We start from the raw sequence: 24214 nt of genomic DNA, 5'->3' as shown, positions 1-24214 counted from the left end.
GATGGCAATTCCTGTTTATCTTTGGCTGAAAGACGATGGCGGTGCGGACATTAAAGGGTCTGTGGACGTGAAAGATCGCGAAGGCAGTATCGAGGTGGTCGCTCAGGAACATAACCTGTACATCCCGACTGACAATAACACCGGTAAGCTGACCGGTACGCGTATCCACACGCCGTTCCAGTTCACTAAAGAGATCGACTCTTCCAGCCCGTATCTCTACAAGGCGGTCACCACCGGCCAGACGTTGAAATCCGCAGAATTCAAGTGGTTCAAAATCAATGACGCCGGTCAGGAAGTGGAATACTTCAACACCAAACTGGAAAACGTGAAGGTGGTGAAGGTTAACCCGCTGATGCATGACATCCAAGATCCGTCTAAAGAGAAGCATAACCATCTCGAGCAGATTGAACTGCGCTACGAAAAAATCACCTGGACCTACAAAGACGGCAACATCATTCATTCCGATTCCTGGAATGAACGCGCTACTGCCTGATTTTAATTCCCTGACCCGTGCGGACAGTTATGCCTGTCCGCCGTTTTTCTGAGTATCTGCCTGTCGGGTACTGAGTAAAGCACCCCACAATCGAAGAAACCTGACCTGATGCGCCTGGGTTCCTTTTGAAAAGGAATGGCGATGGGCGGTAGCGTCCCTGAAGGTCCTGAGAGCGAGTTAACGAACATGGAAAATCCGGCAATTCTGCTACGTCGTCTTAACCCTTACTGTGCCCGCGCGATGGAAGGCGCAGCCTCTTTATGCCAGACCCGGGCGCATGCGGAGATCCTGCCGGAGCACTGGCTGCTGAAGCTGCTGGAGCTGGGCGAAGGGGATATCACGGTGATCGCGCGTCGTTATGAGTGGGACATGGAAGCCCTCTGGCAGGATTTGCTGGCTCATCTGGAGCAGCTCCCGCGCTCGGTGCGCAGCCGCCCGCAGCTCTCTGCAGGTATTGAAAGTCTGATGAAGCAGGCGTGGCTGTACGCGTCTCTGGAAGAGAAGCCGCTGATTCGCGGCATACATCTGCTGATGGCCGTAGCAGAAAAACCGTCACTGCTGAAATGCGACGGGCTCTGGCCGCTCACCAGTCTCGGACTGGCACAGCTGGCGCGTCTGCGTCCGATGCTCGATCACCAGTCGGATGAAAACGACGCGGAAAAGAGCGGCGCTGAGGTGGCGTTTGTCGGGCGGGCGGTGGAGCCAAACGGAGAAACTGTAAATGCAGAAAGCCCGGAGCTGGCCGTGCTTAACCGCTTTACGCAGGATGTGACCGCCCGCGCTCGTGAAGGGAAAATCGACCCGGTGTTTGGCCGCGATAACGAAATCCGTCAGATGGTGGATATCCTCTCCAGACGACGTAAAAACAACCCGATTCTGGTGGGGGAACCGGGGGTGGGTAAGACCGCGCTGGTGGAAGGTCTGGCGCTGCGCATTGCGGAGGGGAACGTGCCGGACAGCCTGAAACCGGTGAGCGTGCGAACCCTGGATCTCGGTCTGCTACAGGCGGGCGCGGGTGTGAAAGGGGAATTTGAACAGCGCCTGAAGAACATTATCGAAGCGGTACAGCGCTCGGAAAATCCGGTGCTGCTGTTTATCGACGAGGCGCATACCATTATCGGCGCGGGCAACCAGGCCGGAGGCGCGGATGCCGCCAACCTGCTGAAACCAGCGCTGGCCCGCGGGGAACTGCGAACCATCGCGGCCACCACCTGGAGCGAATACAAGCAGTACTTTGAGCGCGATGCGGCGCTGGAGCGCCGTTTCCAGCGGGTGTTAGTGGATGAACCCGATGACGATACTGCCTGCCTGATGCTGCGCGGCCTCAAATCCCGCTATGCGGAGCATCATGGAGTGCATATCACCGATGAGGCGGTCCGGGCAGCGGTGACATTGTCTCGTCGCTACCTTACCGGACGCCAGTTACCGGATAAAGCGGTGGATCTGCTGGATACCGCTTCGGCTCGCGTGCGTATGGGACTCGATACATTACCTGAAGTCCTGACCCACCTGAAAGCGGCTATCACCGCGTTGGATATGGAGAAACAGGCGTTGCTGGAGGACATCGCGGTGGGTAACCCAACCCACGGCGAGCGACTGGCGGCGATCGAGCTGGAAGAAGGCACTCTGCACAGCCAACTGGTCGAGCAGGAAAATCAGTATGCCCGGGAGCTGGAGCTGACAAAGCAGCTGCTCGCCTGTCGGCGCGACATCTCCCGTCAGGCTGAAATCGCTGATTTGCAGACCCGGCTTAGCGTCATTCAGCAATCGAATCCGCTGCTGGGACTGGACGTCGACGCCCGCACCGTGGCGACGGTAATCGCTGACTGGACTGGCGTGCCGCTCTCCTCATTGATGAAAGATGAGCAGACGGAGTTGCTGAGCCTGGAGCATAACCTGGCAAAACGCGTTGTTGGTCAGGACACGGCGCTGACGGCCATCGCCCAACGCCTGCGCGCCTCGAAAACCGGACTTGCGCCGGAGAACGGCCCGCAGGGCGTCTTCCTGCTGGTGGGACCGAGCGGGACCGGGAAAACCGAAACCGCCCTGGCGCTGGCCGATGAGCTGTTTGGCGGCGATAAATCGCTTATCACTATCAACCTCTCCGAGTATCAGGAGCCGCATACCGTTTCCCAGCTGAAAGGTTCCCCCCCGGGCTACGTAGGTTACGGACAGGGGGGGATCCTCACCGAGGCGGTGCGTAAACGCCCCTACAGCGTGGTGCTGCTTGATGAAGTGGAAAAAGCCCACCGCGACGTAATGAACCTGTTTTATCAGGTGTTTGATCGCGGTTTTATGCGTGACGGTGAAGGACGAGAAATTGACTTCCGTAACACCGTGATCCTGATGACTTCCAATCTTGGCAGCGATCGTCTGATGCAGCAGCTGGATGAGCAGCCGGAGTCAACCGATGGCGACCTGCACGAACGTTTGCGTCCGATTCTGCGTGACCACTTTCAGCCAGCGCTGCTGGCACGCTTCCAGACGGTGATTTATCGACCACTGGATCAGAGGGCGATGCGCACCATTGTCGGCATGAAGCTGGATCAGGTGAGCAAACGACTGGCGCGTCACTACGGTATGAAAACAGAAATAGCCGGGAGCCTGTACGATGCGCTGACCGATGCCTGCCTGCTGCCGGACACCGGGGCGCGTAACGTCGACAGCCTGCTCAATCAGCAGATCCTGCCGGTTCTGAGCCAGCAGTTGCTCATATATATGGCGGCAAAGCAAAAGCCGTACACTCTGACGCTTGACTGGGACGAGGAGACCGGCGTTGCGATGACGTTTGATGGACTCAAAGAGGAAGACAAGGCATGACCACCATTCCATTTTCCCTGCGTTTCAGCCACAGCCATCATCTGCTGGCGGTCAGGGACTGCGCGTCGTCACTCGACGTGCTGGCCTTTGAAGGCGAGGAAGCGCTAAGCCAGCCGTTCAGCTACCGGATTGAGTTCACCAGCGGCGACCACGCCATCAGCCGGGAGATGATGCTGATGAAATCCGCCTCGCTGACCCTGCAGGCACCGGTGGACCAGGGCTTCGGCATCAAGGTCCAGCAGCCGGTGCGGGTGATTCAGGGGGTGGTCTGCGGCTTTGAGCGCCTCGGCAGCTCGAAAGATGAAACGCATTACGCCCTGACCCTGAGGCCCCGTCTGGCGCTGCTTGATCGGTCGCATCAGAACGCCATTTACCAGGACATGTCGGTGCCGCAGATTGTGGAGAAGATCCTCCGCGAGCGGCACAACCTGCGCGGTCAGGATTTTGTCTTCACGTTGTCGCAGGAGTACCCGCGCCGGGAACAGGTGATGCAGTACGGGGAGGACGATCTGCATTTCATCACCCGCCTGCTGGGGGAGGTGGGGATCTGGTTTCGCTTCACCACCGACACGCGCCTGAATATTGACGTGGTGGAGTTTTACGACAGCCAGCAGGGGTATGAAAAAGGGCCGACGCTGCCGTCGGTGGCGCCGTCCGGGCAGGTTGATCTCGGGGTGGAATCGGTCTGGGGGATGGAGAGCCACCACAATGTGGTGCAGAAACAGGTCAGCACCCGCGACTATAACTATCGCCAGGCGACGCAGGAGATGAATGTCCAGGTGGACGCTTCACGCGGGGATGAAACCACCTACGGCGACGCCTATCACTATGCGGACAACTATCTCACTCAGGGCAGCACGTATGAGCGTAACCCCGCGCCGGAGAGCGGGGCGTTTTATGCCCGTCTTCGCCACGAACGTTACCTGAACGGGCAGACCCGCCTGTCGGGGCTAACCAGCAGCGCCACGCTGGCGCCCGGTCAGGTGCTGAAGGTCACCGGGGGGTATGAAGTGACGGAGACCTTTGCCAGAGGTGTGGCGATCGCGGGGATGACAAGCCGCGCGAAGCGTGACAGGAGCTTCGAGATTGCCTTTGAGGCCATTCCCGATAACAACGATTACGGCTTCCGGCCGGAGCCGGGCCGGCGTCCGGTGATGGCGGGAACGCTGCCCGCGCGGGTGACCAGCACCACGGAAAACGACACCTACGGGCACATTGATAAAGACGGGCGCTACCGTGTCAACATGCTGTTTGACCGCGACAGCTGGGAGACCGGTTTTGAAAGCCTGTGGGTGCGCCAGTCGCGCCCCTACGCCGGGGACACCTACGGTTTGCACCTGCCGCTGCTGGCGGGCACCGAAGTGGCGATTGGCTTTGAGGACGGCAATCCGGACCGGCCGTACATTGCCGGGGTGCTGCATGACTCGGCGCATCCGGACCATGTGACCATCCGCAATTACAAACGCAACGTGCTGCGCACCCCGTCGAACAACAAGATCCGCCTCGATGACAACCGGGGTCAGGAGCACATCAAGGTCTCGACGGAGTACGGCGGGAAAAGCCAGCTGAACCTGGGGCATCTGGTGGACAGCGAAAGACAGCAGCGGGGCGAGGGTTTTGAACTGCGCACCGACAGCTGGGGCGCGATACGGGCGCAGAAGGGTATTTTCATCAGCGCAGATGGCCAGGCGAAAGCCCAGGGGCAGGTGCTGGAGATGGAACAAACCATTGACCAGTTAAATAATGCTCTTGAGATGGCACAATCAATAATGAATCAGGCATTGAAATCTAAGGTGCCTGTCACTGATCATGAACCTTATCAGAAACAATTGAAAAATGGTTTCGATGTACTAAGGCAACCAGTAATAGTCGGCTCCGCTCCTGAAGGCATTGCACTAAGTACCCCAGGTCTTATGCAACATAGCACTGATAGTGATTTAGTTCTGACCGCAGGAAAAAATGGTTCAATTACAGTTTTGCAGCGGATGACCATTGCAGCAAAAAGAGCGCTTTCTATTTTTGTTCATGAAATGGGAATGAAACTCGTTGCTGCCGCCGGCAAGGTTGAGATTGAAGCGCAACATGATGAAATGGCGTTATTCTCTCAAAAGAAAATGAGCATTAGCAGCAATGATGATGAAGTTGTAATTACTGCCAGGAAGAAAATTACGTTAACGTGCAATGGTTCTTCTATTGTTCTCGATAGTGATAAAATTACGATATCGACACTGGGCACTGTAGAAATTAAATCAGCGAGTTTATTAATGGAAGGGCCTGAAGTTGCTGCTGCACCAGTAACAGGTTATACACTCTGTGAATCTTTAGCCAGTAGTAGCGCGCTGAATAATGATGCTCTGGTGAAAATGGAATAAGTATGGATATTTTACGTTATTTACATCATCCCTATGCGTTGACTAAACATACGCATGTGATTATTGACAGAATATATTATCCATCACCACCCGAGGAATGGAAAGCCAGACCGATTGTTTCTGCAATACTTTCCCCACAGGAAAAACTGTATCCATGGCTGGTAACTTTAAACAAGTTAAATACTGAAGGCATATCACAGTTATCCAGCTTAATCAATGAAACGACACAGCAACCCTTCGTCATGGCAATATCAAGCCAATATCCAGATGATGCATTAATTCTTCGTCTTGCTGATGCTTTTATATTTTATGAACCAGAAGTCGGAGAGCGTTATTTACTCCGTTACTATGATTGCCTTGTGTATTTTCAACTATTAAGGATTTTAACACCACTGCAATTGCAAAACTTAAACAGAATGGCTGGCATTGATTATTGTACATGGTTTGATAATTCTGGTGGGCTTACCTTTGATTGTGAGAAAATTGTTTTTTCAGGATGGGGTGGGTATAGCGAAGAGAGTGTTTATCGTTTGCGGAATATTGGTCTGATTAATCAAGTTCTTCAACAATATGAGGCGTTGATTAGCGTTGAAAGTAAAATTTCTCTGAGTAATGAGATAGAAAGATATATTAATGTTGCCAGAAAAAAGTTTGGTTTAACTCATCATGATGATATCAAGATATTTGCTTTGTCTGGGTTAGAACTTCATCCATTGTTTTGGCAGTCTGCTCGTGTAGCTAAAATTTTGTATAAGACATCATCAACCCCTGGAGCATTTAGCGATGAAATTACCTTGCTGGATGACTCTGAACGAAGGCTCATCGTTACTGAGTGTCAGTCTAAGAATAAGGAAAATTAAGATGTCATGTAATTTTTGCGAACGTAGAGGACTCGCATTATTGCCTGTTCGGGCAGCTGTTGTAAATTCTGCGGCAAGGGCGCCGGGTTTGCCTGATGAGATAAAAACAGATATCCCCGCAAAAGGTGATGTAAATTATACTTGTCGTCAGTTACGAGAGGGCTATCTTTATGTATATGATGAGAGAAGAAATAAATGGACAGACTATTTTGTTACTGAGGATGGATATTTCTGGAAGATGAATAATAGCAGTTCAGTATTGGCACCGCAGAGTGGTCAAAAACCCTGTGCAGGAAAAGTTCTGGAGGTGGCTAAATCGACATTTATTGCATTGCCACTGTCACCTGATATCAGTGAGAACGGATGTTTCTGGCTGGGTTGGTCGGAACATCCCTGGACCGAGAATATCAGAAAACAACACCTGAAAGTAGACTGGCGCGAAGCCCACATGCAGCGCTTTGATTTGCAGGAATGGTTAAGTACTAAAAAAGCCGGACAGGCATTATCCTTGACGCATCTGACAGACGTTGTGGCCGAGTTTTCTTCACTGCGTGTGGATGATAAAAAGTTGCAGTTCCTTTCGGCAAAATGGCGAAGAAAATCGCAGGAAGATGCCCAGTATATACAGCAGGCGGCATTATCATTAACCATGCCTCCGGCAAAACCCGATCCAACTCTCTCTGTGATTTTGGCCATTCCTGATCCCATCGGTATTGTCCGCGATCTTGCAGAGTTAGCATCGCGTATCACCGAAGATTTTCTTGCGCAGCAACGCTTAGCAGAAAATAATAAGGATTTTGACAGAAAGTTTGCATTAAATACCATGATTGATGGGATGGAATATAATGTTAAAGAAAGTGCAAAAATACGTAATCTTCAACTTACAGCAGAAGAAGAGAAAAAGTTAGAGCTTGGTATGGTCAGCATGGGGGGCTTTACCTATAATCAACGTCTTGGAAAGAAAATGGCTCAGGATCTTCATGATATAACAGATAAGAAATTAAGAGGATGGTCTGATGAAGAATGGGATAAATATAAAAAATACTATCGAGTGAGCGATAAGGAAACATTCGTTGAATCATTAGATGTAGCCCGTAAAAAATTTGAAGAAGAATACTGTCAGCCATTGGTGGATATGTATTTGCAGATGTTAAAACATACTGCATTCTGTAATTACTTTTACTACAACTATGATTCAAGTGATGCCTCAAGTGGTGGATACTATGCTCTAACGCTAGCGATGTGTGTACTGGGTGGACAAGATAAAGGTCCTTGTTTTGATTACTATCGAACTAAATTGCAGGGCGATGTAAATGACACTAGAAATCCGATAATACGTGCCTTCGTGCTTAATCAGGATAAGTTGTCTCAATTGATGAGCAAAAATATACCCACAACGGTTCCTGCCGAAAACTTATTAGGACTACCATGGAATTACTTATTTTCAGGCGTCGCTGCTTGTCTGGACAAACTGGCGGATGCGAAAGATATAATTAGTACACTGAATGTTACTCTTGCTGGAGCGTTAATATCTTTATTTGGTCGGACTGTCCAGGGAAATGTTGAACGATTGCCCGTGATGCTGGCGGTGTATTCTGGCAATCCGCTTGCATATTTTGAAAAGTCGGGAGAAAAAATGGCATTATCCCGGGAATTATCCCGAAAGGTCATTAATGAAACGTTTGACAGAGCAGGACTTACTCCAGCCCAACGGATAACCGAAAAACAGCGCTATGCGAATCAGGTTAAAAGTCGACTGGATACGAAAGAAGTCATAACGTTGCTTGAGAAAGAGATGCGCCTGAAGGCTATTGATGGTATCCAGTTACAAGGGACGGATAAATACGGCTTTGTGGCGTTGTTAACTGAAGATATGGATGAGATGTTTAAAGGTAAGTCGGTAGACGAAAAAATAGAATTGATTCGCCAGCGTATGGTGACGGGAGAACAGGCATATGATCACTATATGAAACGCAGTCTATCGAAAACAGCGCTAAAGGGAAATTTGATATCAATACTTTTTCAGTGTTACGCTATTAATAATATGATTGAAAAAGAAAAACATTGGTATGGTGGTGTCAATAGCCAGTCTTCTATTCGGCTATCGGCATGCTGGGGGGGCGTCAGCGGGGGGGCGATTGAGCTAAGTGCCGGAACTATTAAGTATGGCATGCTGAGAATGACAGGGGTAGTGAGTTCCTGGGTAAATGTTTTAGCTAACTTGGGTAGATATATTGGTATTATCGGTGGTGTGGTCCTGGCTTTCTGTGATGGATATGAAGCATGGCAACAAAAAAAACAAGAGCATATGCTTTTGTTTAGATTGTATTCAGTATCTGCTATATTAGGAATAGCTGGCATCGCAGCAATAATGGGGGGGTGGGTTGTATTTGGTTTAGTTGTGGCAGTCGCTATAATAGCTGTCGCTTTCCTAATCGAATATTATAAACCCAATGATTTGCAGAAATGGCTGGAAAAAAATCTATGGGGGAAACTTCCTGAGGGAAACTACACGTCGGCCGAGGAAGAGGCTGTAGAATATGGTAAACTCTGGGCAATCGAATAGCTAAGGATTAATGATGAGAAAGCTACAAGAGTTTTTTTTAAAATTTAACGTTGATCGCCTAATCACTCGAGCAGAGCTTTATGAGCATCGACATGTCACCTCAAGCTTTCGTCACCCCTTTGAAACGCATGAGTTACGCGATGAAAAGGGGGTTATCAGCATTAATTCAGTATATTTGGAAGTCACGGATGCTAATTATAAAGGAAGAGGTTTTTTTACTGTATTTTTGATTGTTTTTTTAATCATATTCTCTGGTGCTGCAAGCTTATTTACCTGGGACTTGCTAAGTAGAGGGCTTATCTATGATGCGGTGCTGACATTTTCTATTTTCTCTCCGGCATTTATTATGATATATATTGGGCTGAAAACAGAGTGCTTTAAACTCACCCACTATCCTATTCGTTTTAATCGTAAAGAGCGAAAAGTACATCTCTTTCGAATGGATGGTACAGTAAGTACCTATAACTGGGATGATATTTTCTTCACGTTGGTTCAGCGTAAGCCTGATGGATTTACCGCCAGACACTGGTACCTTTGTGGACTGATTCTGGATGAGGATGGTCTGACGGTGAAGGATATGTTCACACTGGGGATGTATGACCTTTTCCAGCATGAAGTGTTGCCTTTCTGGGAACTGATTAGACGCTATATGGAGGATGAGGATGGCGTGCAGGATGCTGTAAACAGCATTCAATATTATCTGCCCATTGCCCGTACAAAAGAGACCTATAAAACAGGACTGGAAATATTAACGTATAAATATCGTTACAGACTGGCGAAAGTTATCCTGTTCCCCTTGTCATTACTGGAGTCACTGGGGCGATGGGTTTCAATGCGTACCAGTAAAACTCCACAATGGCCAGTTGAAATTGAAGCACAATGTCAGATAGCCGATAATGATCCTTATCGTTTTGATAGCAGTACTGCTGAGATGAATAAAAATATATAATGCTTCGCTGATATGAAATGACTGAGGATTGATAATGAGGAAACTGAATGAGTTTTTGCTCAAATTTACCGTTGACCGTCTGATCACTCGACCAGAGCTTTATGAACATCGACATGTCACTTCGAGTTTTCGTCACCCCTTTGAAACGTATGAGTTACGCGATGAAAAAGGCGTTATCAGCATTAATTCAAGATATCTGGAAGTTGCGGATGTTCATTATAAGGGCAGAGGCTTTCTTACTGTCTTTATTATTGTTTTTTTAATTCTTTTATTGAGTGGGCTTGGCTTCTTTACTTGGGGATTGCTGGCGGAAGGGGATGTTTGGGATACGGTTTTTATTTATTTTGTATCTTCTCCTGTATTTATAATGTTCTACCTTTTAATAAAGGAGGAATGTTTTATTCTCACCCATTATCCCATTCGTTTTAATCGTAAAGAGCGAAAAGTACATCTTTTTCGAATGGATGGTACAGTAAGTACCTATAACTGGGATGATATTTTCTTCACGTTAGTACAGCGTAAGCCTGATGGACTTACCGCCAGACACTGGTATCTTTGTGGACTGATTCTGGATGAGGATGGCCTGACGGTGAAGGATATGTTCACACTGGGGATGTATGACCTTTTCCAGCATGAAGTGTTGCCTTTCTGGGAGCTGATTAGACGCTATATGGAGGATGAGGATGGCGTGCAGGATGCTGTAAACAGCATTCAATATTATCTGCCCATTGCCAGTACAAAAGAAACCTATACAACAGGACTGGAAATATTAACGTATAAATATCGTTACAGACTGGCGAAAGTTATCCTGTTCCCCTTGTCATTACTGGAGTCACTGGGGCGATGGGTTTCAATGCGTACCAGTAAAATTCCACAATGGCCAGTTGAAATTGAAGCACAATGTCAGATAGCCGATAATGATCCTTATCGTTTTGATAGCAGTACTGCTGAGATGAATAAAAATATATAATGCTTCGCTGATATGAAATGACTGAGGATTGATAATGAGGAAACTGAATGAGTTTTTGCTCAAATTTACCGTTGACCGTCTGATCACTAGACCAGAGCTTTATGAACATCGACATGTCACTTCGAGTTTTCGTCACCCCTTTAAAACGCATGAGTTACGCGATGAAAAAGGGGTTATCAGCATTAATTCAACATATCTGGAAGTTGCGGATGTCCATTATAAAGAAAGAGGTTTTCTTACTGTATTTTTGATTGTTTTCTTAATTTTATTTTCTGGTGTTTTAGGTCTGTTTACCTGGGGGTTGCTGAGAAAAGGGTTAATATGGGATCTGGTGCAGATATATTTTATCTTCTCCCTGGCATTTATAATAATATATATTGGGATGAAAACAGAGTGCTTTAAACTCACACACTATCCCATTCGTTTTAATCGTAAAGAGCGAAAAGTACATCTTTTTAGAATGGATGGTACAGTAAGTACCTATAACTGGGATGATATTTTCTTCACGTTAGTTCAGCGTAAGCCTGACGGAGTTACCGCCAGACACTGGTACCTTTGTGGACTGATTCTGGATGAGGATGGTCTGACGGTGAAGGATATGTTCACACTGGGGATGTATGACCTTTTCCAGCATGAAGTGTTGCCTTTCTGGGAACTGATTAGACGCTATATGGAGGATGAGGATGGCGTGCAGAATGCTGTAAACAGCATTCAATATTATCTGCCCATTGCCCGTACAAAAGAAACCTATACAACAGGACTGGAAATATTAACGTATAAATATCGTTACAGACTGGCGAAAGTTATCCTGTTCCCCTTGTCATTACTGGAGTCACTGGGGCGATGGGTTTCAATGCGTACCAGTAAAATTCCGCAATGGCCAGTTGAAATTGAAGCACAATGTCAGATAGCAGATAACGATCCTTATCATTTTGATAGTAATAATTTTGCTATAAAAAGCTAATAACCAGTCGGATATTAATTTCGATGTATTAAATTGATTTGGTTCTTATTGACTGTTATTGAAGGTAGTACAATCATAAGTATCTTAATAGTTTAAAATATCTATTGAGAAAATTCATGCAAAATATACGAATGGCTGGCTTTAAAATACAGGAGAAATAAATGCGAGGTATCATTCGGTTAGGGGACAAAACCACCTGCGGTGGAACAGTATTAACCGCCTCTGAAAAACGTATAATAATGGGGAAAGGTATTGCCAGAGTGGGAGACTCCGTCTCTTGCCCAAAACATGGTAATAGCAAAATTGTGGAAGGAGATTCGTCGATTACAGAGCAGGGTATACCAGTTGCTTTTAATGGACATAGAACAAATTGTGGATGCACATTGATAAGTTCTCTTTCTAATGTAGGGGTAAAATGAAGAGATTTAGTAAGTTTTTTTCTCCCCCTGAAGAAATTAGCATACCGGCCAAACCACGTTTTTGGTTGTGGGGAGGGATCTCCCTTTTCATATCCTTTGTTTTTATCTCAATCTTTATTTTTATGAAGCTAAGTTTTTTAGAATTTTCAAAATGGAATGTATTTGTAGTTTTCTTGTTTTTATTTAGCGTTGTTTTGGTAGGTAGATTTACTTTATATGAAAGAAAAAAGCTACATGCTAAAACATGGAATAAAGAAAGAGAACTATGCATTGCCGAGTTTGATGAGTATATGAAAAAAGGATTGTACCTTACTCATTTTGTTTTATTAACCGAAAATGGAACGGAGACTAATGCGCAACTTGTATGGCGAGGGGAGTCAGCATTATTAAATAAAAACGATGAAGCTATCCCTCCTGATATAGAGAAGATCCTGGCCAGGACTAAAGATGCTTTTTATAAATTCACCTCAGCATGTAAGGATGTATTGAGTAATTCCCGAATATTCATATTATCAAATTTAGAAAAAGAAGAACTTTCTTTTTTTGTTTGTGGTTTTTCTGTATTCCTTGAAGGTTTTAATTTGAGTAAAAATGTCAATATCATTGATACTAATAATGAACCTGATTTTTTTGACAAGTGGGTGGATGAATGGAGCGAAACAAGTACACCAGTGCTCTTATTCGTGGTTGAACACTCCTCACGGACAGGGTCAGAGTCCGTAATGATTTTTTTGTTTAACGGTAACAATGAAAAACAAGTAAGTATTAAGGTGCACAGGTCTTTAAAATATTCAGGTGTGAATAGCTTGCGAGATGCGGTTAAATGGAGCGATTCGGAAGTAATAGAGGCCATATGGTATAGTGGTTCAGAAGAGTTTTTATCTATGGGGATAGGCAGCTTTATAGAAAATGATATATTGGAAGATAAACCGAGAGTAATTAATGTTGACGAATATTTTGGACATGCACATAAATTTTCGGAATGGTATTTGTTAGCATTAGCTTCAGAGTGGGGAAGAAATAGCAAAAAGAAACAGTTAGTAATAAGCAATGGTGGTAATCCTATAGTTCAGGCTATTTCTGTTTGCTAACATAATCATGTGGCGGTTTTTATGATTGGGTTAATTCTGTTTATATTTTCATTTTTAATGCTATCAATTACATATATTTGGAATAATGCTGGATATTATTCAGTGCCAGCTGAGTATCGGGTTATAGCAACTGCAGGTATAGTCATTTTATTACTTGTTGTTATTATACTGCGTGATGTCTGGCGTTTTTCTTATATTCAATTGATTAGATTTTTGTTTCGTAGGGAAACGTATTTTCATGATAAAAAAGAAGATAATCATAAAATTGATATACATCCAGTCGCATTCAAATTTCAAAGCCATCTTCGTAGCCGCTACGCTTTCTTTTGGCGCTACAAAGTCCGTCTGTTGCTGGTTACCGGCAATGAGGCTGACATCTCGCAACTGCTTCCAGACCTGAAACATAGCCTCTGGCTTGAAGGCAACCGCACCGTCCTGATCTATGGCGGCGCACTCACCGATGAACCCGATAGCGACAAATTTAAAGCCCTGCGCAAGCTGCGCCGTAGCCGTCCGCTGGATGGCATTATTCGCGTTATCGGCTCTGAACAAACGCTGACGCCGCAGATGAGCGACAACGATTTACGTGGTCTGGAGAAAACAGGGGAACGGCTGGGCTACCAGCCGCCCGTCTATCTGTGGCAGCTGTGCGACAGCGCCTGGTCGCAGGCGGGCAGAACAGAACAGGCGGTGGGGATAACGCTTCCGGCGCGCGCCACGGCACAGGAGGTGCTGACGCAGTTTACCCGCCTGCTGCCGCAACTGCGGGAGCAGGGGATTGCCCAGATTGCTGACAATCCGTCATACGATTTTCTCCTGCGCCTGGCACAGCAGCTTGAGCAGGGCGGCAGCGAACAGTGGAAATCGCGCCTGATGCCGTGGCTGTACGCTTCACAACAGCGCGTCCCGCTGCGCGGCGTGATGTTCAGCCTTCCGCAGGAGCCGCAGACAAAGGAGGACCGGTTACCCGCATTACCGCATGCGCTGACCATCCCCACCGTGTGGCAGGGGGTGACTGACGACTGTACCCGCGTTCGCGGGCACCGTGTCGGAATGGCCCGGGAAAGAACCCTGGCGCTGGCGGTCATCGCGCTTATGGGGCTGTGGGGGGCCGGTTTACTGATCTCCTTTATGGTTAACCGCGCACAAATTGTGTCAGTGGCGGAAAAAGCCCGAACGCTGGTGCAACAGCCGGCAGTCTCCGATGCCCAGCTCACTGCTCTGCATGAGTTACGTAACGATGCCGGACGCCTGCAGCACCGGATCCGGGAAGGGGCGCCGTGGTATCAGCGCTTTGGTCTGGACCATAATTCGCCCTTGCTGAGCGCGATGCTCCCCTGGTACGGCGTGGCGAACAACCGGCTGATCCGCGATCCGGCGAACGCCGCGCTGACACAGACGCTCAGCATTCTGGTCAACTCGCCGGCGGACAGCGCCCGCCGCACAGAACTGGCAAAGGCGGGTTACGATCGGCTGAAAGCCTGGCTGATGATGGCGCATCCGGACAAAGTGGACGGGGCGTTTTACGCCCGCACAATGCAGACGGTGCAGCCGACGCGGCAGGGGATCTCCACCGGGCTCTGGCAGAGTCTGTCTCCGGACCTCTGGCGCTTTTACCTCAACGAGCTTGCGCATCAGCCACAGTGGAAAATCACCCCGGACGCCACGCTGGTGGCCCAGGGGCGTCAGGTACTGCTCCAGCAAATCGGTCGTCGCAACGCGGAAAGCACGCTGTACGAAAATATGCTCATCTCGGTACGACGTAATTTTGCCGATGTGACGCTGGAAGATATGACCAGCGGTACCGACGCCCGCCGCCTGTTTACCACCGAAGAGGTGGTGCCGGGAATGTTCACCCGTCAGGCGTGGGAAGGGGAAATTCAGCAGGCGATTGAGAAGGCCGTCAGTTCCCGGCGGGATGAGATTGACTGGGTGCTGAGCGACAGCCGTAAATCAGTCCCGGATGAGATGTCTCCGGAAGCGCTGAAGGCGCGCCTGACCGAACGTTATTTTACCGATTTCGCCGGCAGCTGGCTCAGTTTCCTGAACAGCCTGCACTGGGAACCGGTGAATAATATTGCGGATGTGACCGACCAGCTGACGCTAATGAGCGACGTGCGCCAGTCCCCGGTGATTGCACTGATGAACACCCTCGCGTGGCAGGGGCAGACCGGTCAGCAACACGAGGGGATTTCGGATTCTCTCCTCCGATCCGCGAAAGATCTGATTGAAAACAAAGAGAAACCGGCTATCGATCAGCGTGCCGCCGGACCGCAGGGCCCGCTTGATGAAACCTTCGGGCCTCTGCTTCAGCTTCTGGGAAAAAACAAAGCCAGTAACGTGATGACGGCAGACAACTCACTGAGCCTGCAAACGTACCTGACCCGCATTACCCGCGTGCGTCTGCGCCTGCAACAGGTGGCAGGCAGCAACGACCCGCGGGAGATGATGCAGACGCTGGCGCAGACGGTGTTCCAGGGTAAAAGCATTGATCTCACGGACACCCAGCAATATGGCAGCCTGGTGGCGGCAAGCCTGGGGGAAGAGTGGAGCAGCTTTGGACGCACGATGTTTGTCCGGCCGCTGACCCAGGCCTGGGAAAGGGTGCTGCAACCTTCGGCTGCCAGCCTGAACGACCGCTGGAGCCGGGTGGTGGTTGCCAGCTGGCATACGGCGTTTGATGGCCGTTACCCGTTTGCGGCGGGCAAAAGCGATGCGTCGCTGCCGATGCTGGCGGAGTTTATCCGCAGGGACAGCGGGCGGATTGAGCGTTTTCTGACGACGGAGCTGAACGGCGTGCTGCATAAAGAGGGCAGCCGGTGGGTGCCGGATAGCGCACACAGCCAGGGACTGACCTTCAGCCCGGCCTTCCTGCGGGCGGTGAATCAGCTGAGTCAGCTGTCAGATATTCTGTTCACCGACGGCAGCCAGGGGATCAGCTTTGAGCTTCAGGCGCGCCCGGTTCCGGAGGTGGCGGATACCCGGCTGACGATTGACGGGCAGACACTGCACTACTTTAACCAGATGCCCGACTGGCAGACCTTCCGCTGGCCGGGAGAGACATACAAGCCAGGCACCATGCTGACCTGGACATCAACCAGCGCCGGGGCGCAGCTGTTCGGTGATTACAGCGGAACCTGGGGATTTATTCGCTGGCTGGAGCAAAGTCAGCGCCGGCAGCTCGATCGCAGCCAGTGGATGATGACTTTCAGCGCACCAGACGGGCGCAGACTGGAGTGGGTGCTGCGGTCACAGTTAGGCGACGGACCGCTGGCGCTGCTGGATCTGCGCGGGTTCAGTCTGCCGGATAAAATTTTCAGCGTTGATGCGGCGGCAGATGACGCGTTACTGAACAGCCACGGTGAGTTCACCAATATGGACGGAGCGGAATAATGACAAGCCTGGACAGTTTACTCCGCGCCTGTGCGGTGGATGAAAACGCGTTACTGAATCAGACGCAGGGACATGTCAGCGACTGGGATCGCTGGCTTGCGCCGCTGAGTGAGGCCCATCCCTGCGGGAACGATGCAGGATACGACGACGATTTTCAGCAAATCCGCGAAGAGGTAAATAAGCTCAGCGGTATTGATACCGATCTCATTTGTACGCTGGCGGAAAAATTACTCACCACGGTGAGTAAAGATGTAAGAGTCGTGACTTTTTATGCCTGGGCGCGACTGCACCGCGACGGGGAACGCGGGCTGGCAGAAGGACTGGAACTGCTGGCGGGTATGCTCCGGCACTTTGGCGTACAGCTCTGGCCGCAGCGCGATCGCAGTCGGAAATCGGCGCTGGAGTGGCTGGGCAGCAGCCGCTTTCTCGACAGCCTGTCGCTGTATCCTGAGGTTGACCTGTCTGTTATGCAGCGGATCGCTGGCGCGCTGATGCTGACCGAACAGGCAATACAGCGTTTTGATGAAGATGCCCGGCCGCAGTTTTCCGCGCTGTATCAGGCACTGGAAAATCGGCTGGTGCAAAGCGGCGGGGCAGGCAGCCTGGTACCGCAAACCAGCCGCGAAGAACATCTTCCCGGTGCGCCATTAACCGCCTCCGCGCCGGTGATGAACGCCGTCAGTTCGGGGCGAGATTTGCTGGATCAGGCGAAGGTACTGGCGAAATACCTGCGCGATCAGGAAGGCGGCTGGCTTGCCGGACATCACCTGATGAAAAGCGTGCGCTGGGATACCCTGACTGAATTGCCGCCGCTGGACGCCAGTGGCCGAACGCGTCTGGTGCCGCCAAAACCGGATCACCGGGCGCATCTTAAACGCCTGTACCTGCAACAGAGCTGGTCGGAACTGCTGGAGCAGACGGATACGCTGATGGCCCAGGGGGTGAACCATCTCTGGCTGGATGTGCAGTGGTATACCTGGCAGGCGCTGGTGAAACTGGACAGCGACGGTGTGCGCGCAGACATCATCTGTCGGGATCTGCAGGGACTGCTGGCGCGTTTGCCGGGGCTGGAGGCGCTGGCGTTTAACGACGGGACGCCGTTTGCTGATGAAGTGACACAGAGCTGGATCGTGGAGAAAGTTCAGCAATCGCAGGCAGGCTGGCAGCAGGAGCCGGTAGCGGCGGTGCCGGATGCCGACGGTATTCTGACGCTTGAGCCGGAAGTGCTGGCGCTGGCCGACAGCGAAGGTTTTGAAGCGGCGCTGAACTGGCTACAGACACGACCAGGGTTGACCTCACCGCGGGAACAGTGGCTGATGCGGCTGCTGATGGCCCGCGTTGCGGAGCAGTACGGTAAAAACGAAATGGCGCTGCATCTGCTGGGTGAACTCGACAGCCGTTCGCAAAGCCTTACGCTACAGCAGTGGACGCCGGAGCTGATGTTTGAGGTCAAAGCGCGCCGTCTGAAATTGTTGCGCACCAGAGCGGTTCGCAGCGAGGCGGATAAAAAACGCCTCCAGCCGGAGCTGGATGCGCTTCTCTCCGGTCTTATCTCCCTCGACCCGGCGCGTGCCGCGGTACTGTGCAACTGAACATTCTGAATTCTCAAACGAAAACATAATATTATGGACGACTTAACCCTGCGTTATTACGACGCCGAAATGCGCTACCTGCTTGAAGCCGGTGAAGAGTTTGCCCGGGCCCATCCGGACAGGGCGGCGATGCTGAACCTCGATAAAGCCGGGGCGCGGGACCCTTACGTTGAGCGCCTGTTTGAAGGTTTTGCCTTTCTGATGGGGCGACTCCGCGAAAAGCTGGATGACGATTTGCCGGAGCTGACCGAAGGGCTGGTCAGTCTGCTGTGGCCACACTATCTGCGGACTATCCCGTCAATGTCGATAGTGGAGTTCTCCCCGCAGTGGCGTGAGCTGAAAGAGCAGATGACCATCGCGAAGGGCTTTGAGGTGCTGTCGCGTCCCATTGGAGAAAAAGCCACGCGCTGCCGTTACACCACAACGCGCGATATTCAATTGCAGCCGCTGGCACTGGAAGAGGCGCGGCTCACCACCGATCCGGATGGCCGTTCGGTGGTGAATTTGCGCTTTGCCTGCAGCAATCTGGCCGACTGGAGTCGTCTGGATCTCAGCCTTCTGCCATTCTATTTTAACGCCGACGCGCCGCTGGCCTGCGCGATGCATGAAGCCTTTACCACCAACGTTGCCCGGCTGTGGCTGCGTCTGCCAGGGGAGGTGGATCGCCAGCCGCTGGAGGGCTGGTTTACCGCAGAGGGCTTTGGTGAGGATGATGAGCTGTGGCCGAAGGGGACCAGCAGCTTCAGCGGTTATCAACTGTTGCTGGAATACTTTACCTTTCGGGAAAAGTTTATGTTCACCGGGCTGCGTGGTCTGGAAAAGGTCCGTTTCCCGGCTGCGCTGGCGTGGTTTGAAATTGATATCGTGCTGGCAGAACGCTGGGAACACGATTTCAGCTTCACAGAAAAACATCTGCGCCTGAACTGCGTGCCGGTGATTAACCTGTTCCCACTGGAATCTGATCCGCTGACGCTCGATTCCCTGCAAACGGAGTATATGCTCCGCCCGATGCGCATCCAGGATGGGCATACCGAAATTTACTCTGTGGATTCGGTACTCTCTTCCAGTGGTCACACCTATATTCCGTTTTCCAGCTTTCGTCATAAAGGCGGCATGCTGCGCCACGATGCCCCGGAATACTACTACCATACCCGCGTACGCCGCGGACCGTCCGGGTTGCACAGTACGTGGCTCATTCTTGGCGGCGAGGCGTTTGACAACCATACCGTACCGGAGGATGAGAGCCTGTCGTTGACGTTAACCGGTACTAACGGGCAGCTGCCTCGCCGGGCGCTGCAAAGTACGGTGCTGGATACGGTGATGAAAACAACATCGGTCAGCATCGGCGTGCGTAACCTCTGTGCGCCCACGCTGCCCTGTTATCCGCCGGACCGCGACCGCTTCCACTGGCGGGTGCTGAGCCATCTCGGGAGCGGTTTTTTGTCAATGATGGATAACGCGGAGGTGTTGCGCGGTACCCTGGCGTTATACGAATGGACAAACAGCGAAATGAACCGCCGTCGGCTGGAGGCGATTATTGATGTACGGCACAGTGAAATCGAACGTTTTGAGCAGGGCTATCTGGTGCGCGGTGTGCAGATCGATGTCACCCTCGACAGCCACGGTTTTGCCGGGACCGGCGATATCGGCCTGTTTGGTGAGATGCTAAGCCGTTTCTTTGCCCTCTATACCGATATCTACCTGTTTAATCGTCTGATTATCACCCTGCAACCCACCGGAGAACGCATGGAATGGGAAGAAAAACACAACCGCCGCATTCCCGGCTGAGTCCCCGTCTGGAGTCTGAACTGACGCGGATAAACTTCTACCGTTTTTGCCAGCTGCTCGAAAAGCGACAGAAAGATAAACCGCTGCTGGGGAGTGGCATCCATCCGGTGGACGATCCGGTGCGCTTTTGTCCCCATCCGGGGATGGGATTTCCTGCCGGTGAGCTGAAAAGTGTGGAGTACGATCAGGATAACACCGGAATGCCACCCGTTGTTCGCACGACGTTTATGGGGATGTACGGGGTGGATTCTCCGCTGCCAACGACATACCTGGACGATATTACCCAGCGCAGAGAAGGGCATGAAGCGCTACAGGGGTTTCTCGATATCTTCAGCCATCGCATCCTCACCCAGTTTTATCGTATCTGGCGGAAATACTCGTACCCGGCGACGTTTGAAGCCGGAGGCAGTGACACCATTTCTCAGTCACTCCTGGGGCTGGTGGGGCTGGGGATCCCCGGTACGGCAAATCATATTGCCACGCCGGTATCACGTTTTCTGGCGCTGCTGGGCGTACTGCGCCAGCCGGGGAAAACCCAGGAGGGGATGCAGGCAATGGTACAACTGCTTGCCCCACAGACCCGGGTTAAAGTAAGCCCGTACTGCCTGCGCCCGGTGGCGGTCAGCCAGCCGCTGGGGTTTGATGGCGATGAGGACTTTCTGCTTGACGGCAATACGCCGCTCGGCGACGAGGCGATGGATGCCAACAGCCAGTTATTGATAGCGCTTGCAACTGACAACGAGCAGGAAGCGCAGGGCTGGAAGCCGGATGGGCAGCTGTACCAGGATTTCCTGGTTATGTTGCGGGTTTACCTCGGCTGGCGCTTCAGGGCGAGGATCACGCTAACCGTTGGAACAGCGCTGCTGGCTGTTCCTCCGCTGGGAGATGCACCGTTCTGGCTGGGAATGAACGGTGTGCTGGGCGTTGAAGATAACGTTGTTCCGCCCGATGTCCCGCAGACATTCACCACCGAACTGGGTTACTACAGCGGACTGCAACCCGCAACACAGACAAAAGGAAATCGCCGTGTTACGTACAAATTCAACTAAAACTGTGGTCTGGGCGTTGCTGGCACTCAGTCTGGGCGGCTGCGGTTTAACGCAGAGCGTCAGCGAGAGCACAAAATCGGCGTTCAGCGCTGTTTTTTATAAAAAAATAAAGGTGCTGCATCTCGATATTACCGCGCGTGAAGCGCTGAATACTGACGCCAGAGAAAGCAATTCGCTCTCGGTACCGATGGTGGTGCGGGTTTACCAGCTTAAAGATCGTAAGGTGTTCGATAAAATCACCTACCCGCAGCTGCTGAATGAAGGAGACACTCTGCTGAAGGAGGATCGGCTCGCAAGTCGCGATCTGGTCATCAAGCCTGGCGGTGATGCCTCTCTGGATATGCCAATGGAGGCGGAGACTAAATTTGTGGCCGTTGTCGGGTTATTTCGTTCTCCGGATGTGACAAATGAGAGCTGGAAACAGGTGCTTGAACGCGAGGAACTGGACCCCGATAAACCGCGAGTGCTGGAGGCCGGGAGCAACAGCCTGACGCTGATTCCGCTGGAGGATAAATAATGTCGCGTCCTTCTCTGCATGAAATGTTGTACGGCAATTTCAGCGGTGGTCTGGCGCTTTCGCAGGTGAGTGAAGAGAACCAGCTTATTCTGTCGGTGCTCGACAACATGCAGCGTATCCTTAACAGTCGGGCAGGGAGTATCAAACATCTTCCCGATTACGGTTTGCCGGATATGACCCGCATCCTGCAAGGTATGCCCGGAACCTCGCACCAGCTAATAGCGACGTTTTCAGCCGTACTGCTGAAATACGAGCCGCGCCTCAAACGCGTCGATGTTGTGATTCTTCCCCAGACTCAGCCCGGAGAATTACGCTATGCCATTGATGCTGAACTGTATGAGGCAGGCCTGGTTCGCTACGGCACGGAATTTATGCCTGAAGGGAAAATTATGCTGCGCCATCTGAAACAGCAGCAGTTTCTTGATACCCGCTCTCCCCGGTAACCCAATCACTCTTTTCTGATAGTGACATACTCTATGACCTGGATAACTGAACGACACCTCCGTACAGGCGGTGACCCGCGCACGCTTGCCGATTACGCCTCACTGCGTGATGAGCTGAATAAACTGACCCATCCTGCGCGTCCGGACGTTAACTGGCGGTACGCAGAAAAACTCTGCCTGTCGCTGTTTGAACAAAACGGCGTGGAGTTACAAACCGTCGCCTGGTACACGCTGGCGCGCACGCAGCTGGCCGGTCTGCACGGGATGAATGAGGGGCTGGCACTGCTGGAGGCGCTGATATCCCGCCAGTGGGGAAACCTCTGGCCCCCCCAGGTGCACGCACGCATGGAGATCCTCAGCGCCCTGAGTAAACGGCTGCAACAGGTGATACGGACCCTGACGCTCAGTTATGCCGACCTCAGTCAGCTCTATCAGGCAGAAAAGCACCTGACGCAACTGGGGGAGGTATTGCAGCGGCTGGAACTGAAACATTTGAGCCAGTTCGACACCTTACGCACGCTGATGCATACCTCAGCGGTCAGGCTGGAAAACGGTGAGGGTATAACGGAAAACGTTCAGTTGCCCCACATCGGGATCACCCAGCCAGCCGCCGCGTCCGTTGCTGAACCGACAGAAAGCGTGCGCTGGATATACGTGGCACAGCCAGAATTCCAGCCAAATGTGGAGGTAATGACCGAACTCCCTCAACCAGCAAAACCCTGGAAGCCATTTCTTGCCGGCGCGTTGTCTGTGCTGGTGGTGGGCAGTACGGCGCTGTGGGGCTGGCAAATGCTGAATCAGCCCGATCCGGCATTGCAGCAGTTGACGGCGTCGCTGAGTCCGTTACCTCCGACGCTGACGGCTGAACAGTTGCATAGCTTACAGCCGCCGCCGCTGTCGCCGGAAGCCGGGATTCGGGATACCCGCCATCAGCTTGAGTGGCTGGCTCAGCTGCCGCCGGACTGGACCATTCGCTATGGCGAGCAACTTATTCAGCAGGCGCAGGCGCTCTGGCCTGAACAGGCATTGCCTCTCGCCACGCAATGGCGTCAGCAGCAGAATGCGTCGGTACTGCCAGCTGAAAAGCTCAACGGCTGGCATCAGGGAATGGCTCAACTTCAGCAGCTCACTCAGCGATTAAATGCGCTTGATGAGAAGCGCGGCAAGTACATGACGGTAAGCGAGCTGAAGTCTGAGGTTTTTGCGATTACACAGTCTTTTAATCGTGCTGTTCCGGCGGAAGAACAGCTGCGGCAATTATCTGTCATACCGGAAGGACAACCCTGGTCTGTAGCGCAGCAGAGTCAGGCAGAACAACATCTGCAACAGCAGATTGCGCTGTATGCTCTGTTGAAACAAAAAATGGCGGAATAAACCGACTCTGTTCGGGAGGTAATTAATGTTACCTGTAAAATATTGCGATTAAGGAATGTGCAGGACGCATAATTGATAATTATCGTGTTTTCCGGGGAATTGCCTGAATTCGCAACTTATTATCTGAGGGGGGACGCCCCTCAGATCATGTTATTACCCAACATTAGCCTTATTAATCTGACTTAACGGCGTATTGACGTCGAAAATCTTGTAAATCACCTCTTCGACGCCGAGTGTTTTTAAGCGTGCAGTATGTTTTGCCAGGTAAGCGAGGGCGGTGTCTTCGTTTTCAAACAGATAGATCCCCCCGGCTTCTTGATTTTGTTCACTCTCTGTCCAGACTTTCCACAGAAAACCCGGTTCCTGGTTGATGGACTCCGCCAGCCCCTGAAGTTGCTCCGACATATCGTGACCAAATGGACCCTGAAAAGCGAAATGAAGTTGTAATAGTTTGACCATCACTGTTTTCCTTTAGCGTCTCATAACTCTGGCAGTGTAAGGCTTTTCAGGTGGTGAGAACAGTTGCGCGCGCAGGTCTTACCATTAATCATTTT

18 protein-coding genes are annotated in these 24214 nt (G+C 51.1%); 17 read left to right on the top strand and 1 reads right to left on the bottom strand.

Annotation, left to right across the window (positions count from 1 at the left end):
- The first annotated feature begins 1 nt into the window (after position 1).
- From hcp to C3432_RS06000, 17 genes are all read left to right on the top strand, one after another.
- Entirely contained in the window at positions 2-493 is a 492-nt protein-coding gene (hcp, locus tag C3432_RS06080) for a type VI secretion system effector Hcp (protein WP_103775772.1), read from the top strand.
- A gap of 186 nt (positions 494-679) precedes the next feature.
- Positions 680-3313, top strand: a complete 2634-nt coding sequence (tssH, locus tag C3432_RS06075; protein ID WP_103776917.1) for a type VI secretion system ATPase TssH — start codon at positions 680-682, stop codon at positions 3311-3313.
- Complete coding sequence (locus C3432_RS06070; protein WP_103775771.1) at positions 3310-5685, top strand: type VI secretion system Vgr family protein; 2376 nt, start codon at positions 3310-3312, stop codon at positions 5683-5685. The genes tssH and C3432_RS06070 overlap by 4 nt, the downstream gene beginning before the upstream one ends.
- A 2-nt stretch (positions 5686-5687) precedes the next feature.
- The gene (locus C3432_RS06065) at positions 5688-6545 is read left to right on the top strand and encodes a hypothetical protein (protein ID WP_103775770.1); all 858 of its coding nucleotides are present in this window, start codon (positions 5688-5690) and stop codon (positions 6543-6545) included.
- Position 6546: 1 nt separating this feature from the next.
- Positions 6547-9111 carry a T6SS effector BTH_I2691 family protein gene (locus C3432_RS06060; RefSeq protein ID WP_103775769.1) on the top strand — a complete coding sequence of 855 codons (2565 nt, stop codon included), beginning with the start codon at positions 6547-6549 and terminating at the stop codon, positions 9109-9111.
- A gap of 10 nt (positions 9112-9121) precedes the next feature.
- On the top strand, positions 9122-10060 hold the full coding sequence (locus C3432_RS06055; RefSeq protein WP_146050876.1) for a DUF6708 domain-containing protein: 939 nt from the start codon (positions 9122-9124) through the stop codon (positions 10058-10060).
- Positions 10061-10094: 34 nt separating this feature from the next.
- The gene (locus C3432_RS06050; RefSeq protein WP_103775767.1) at positions 10095-11030 is read left to right on the top strand and encodes a DUF6708 domain-containing protein; all 936 of its coding nucleotides are present in this window, start codon (positions 10095-10097) and stop codon (positions 11028-11030) included.
- Between the two features lie 34 nt (positions 11031-11064).
- Positions 11065-11994, top strand: coding sequence for a DUF6708 domain-containing protein (locus tag C3432_RS06045; protein WP_103775766.1), 930 nt, complete (start codon positions 11065-11067; stop codon positions 11992-11994).
- Between the two features lie 161 nt (positions 11995-12155).
- The gene (locus C3432_RS06040) at positions 12156-12413 is read left to right on the top strand and encodes a PAAR domain-containing protein (protein ID WP_103775765.1); all 258 of its coding nucleotides are present in this window, start codon (positions 12156-12158) and stop codon (positions 12411-12413) included.
- Positions 12410-13504, top strand: a complete 1095-nt coding sequence (locus tag C3432_RS06035; protein ID WP_103775764.1) for a hypothetical protein — start codon at positions 12410-12412, stop codon at positions 13502-13504. Before C3432_RS06040 ends, C3432_RS06035 begins: the two co-directional genes overlap by 4 nt.
- Positions 13505-13525: 21 nt before the next feature.
- A complete protein-coding gene (locus C3432_RS06030; protein WP_103775763.1) occupies positions 13526-16897 on the top strand; it encodes an ImcF-related family protein in 3372 nt (1123 codons plus the stop codon).
- Positions 16897-18489: a type VI secretion system protein TssA gene (tssA, locus tag C3432_RS06025; RefSeq protein WP_103775762.1), complete on the top strand. Its 1593-nt coding sequence runs from the start codon at positions 16897-16899 to the stop codon at positions 18487-18489. Before C3432_RS06030 ends, tssA begins: the two co-directional genes overlap by 1 nt.
- A 33-nt stretch (positions 18490-18522) precedes the next feature.
- The gene (gene tssF / locus C3432_RS06020) at positions 18523-20277 is read left to right on the top strand and encodes a type VI secretion system baseplate subunit TssF (RefSeq protein ID WP_103775761.1); all 1755 of its coding nucleotides are present in this window, start codon (positions 18523-18525) and stop codon (positions 20275-20277) included.
- A complete protein-coding gene (gene tssG / locus C3432_RS06015) occupies positions 20241-21326 on the top strand; it encodes a type VI secretion system baseplate subunit TssG (RefSeq protein WP_103775760.1) in 1086 nt (361 codons plus the stop codon). Before tssF ends, tssG begins: the two co-directional genes overlap by 37 nt.
- A complete protein-coding gene (gene tssJ, locus C3432_RS06010; protein WP_103775759.1) occupies positions 21304-21843 on the top strand; it encodes a type VI secretion system lipoprotein TssJ in 540 nt (179 codons plus the stop codon). Before tssG ends, tssJ begins: the two co-directional genes overlap by 23 nt.
- Positions 21843-22286 carry a type VI secretion system baseplate subunit TssE gene (gene tssE, locus C3432_RS06005; RefSeq protein ID WP_103775758.1) on the top strand — a complete coding sequence of 148 codons (444 nt, stop codon included), beginning with the start codon at positions 21843-21845 and terminating at the stop codon, positions 22284-22286. Before tssJ ends, tssE begins: the two co-directional genes overlap by 1 nt.
- Positions 22287-22319: 33 nt before the next feature.
- On the top strand, positions 22320-23660 hold the full coding sequence (locus tag C3432_RS06000; protein ID WP_103775757.1) for a VasL domain-containing protein: 1341 nt from the start codon (positions 22320-22322) through the stop codon (positions 23658-23660).
- 153 nt (positions 23661-23813) lie between these two features.
- On the opposite strand, the gene C3432_RS05995 is transcribed toward C3432_RS06000, so the two are convergent.
- Positions 23814-24119: a monooxygenase gene (locus C3432_RS05995; protein ID WP_103775756.1), complete on the bottom strand. Its 306-nt coding sequence runs from the start codon at positions 24117-24119 to the stop codon at positions 23814-23816.
- Positions 24120-24214: the final 95 nt, after the last annotated feature.

Origin of the sequence: Citrobacter amalonaticus (genome assembly GCF_002918555.1) — a bacterium.
GTDB classification, from domain to species: Bacteria; Pseudomonadota; Gammaproteobacteria; order Enterobacterales; family Enterobacteriaceae; genus Citrobacter_C; species Citrobacter_C amalonaticus_A.
Note: the sequence above shows the minus strand (reverse complement) of the source record. Positions and strands in the feature narration are given on the sequence as shown.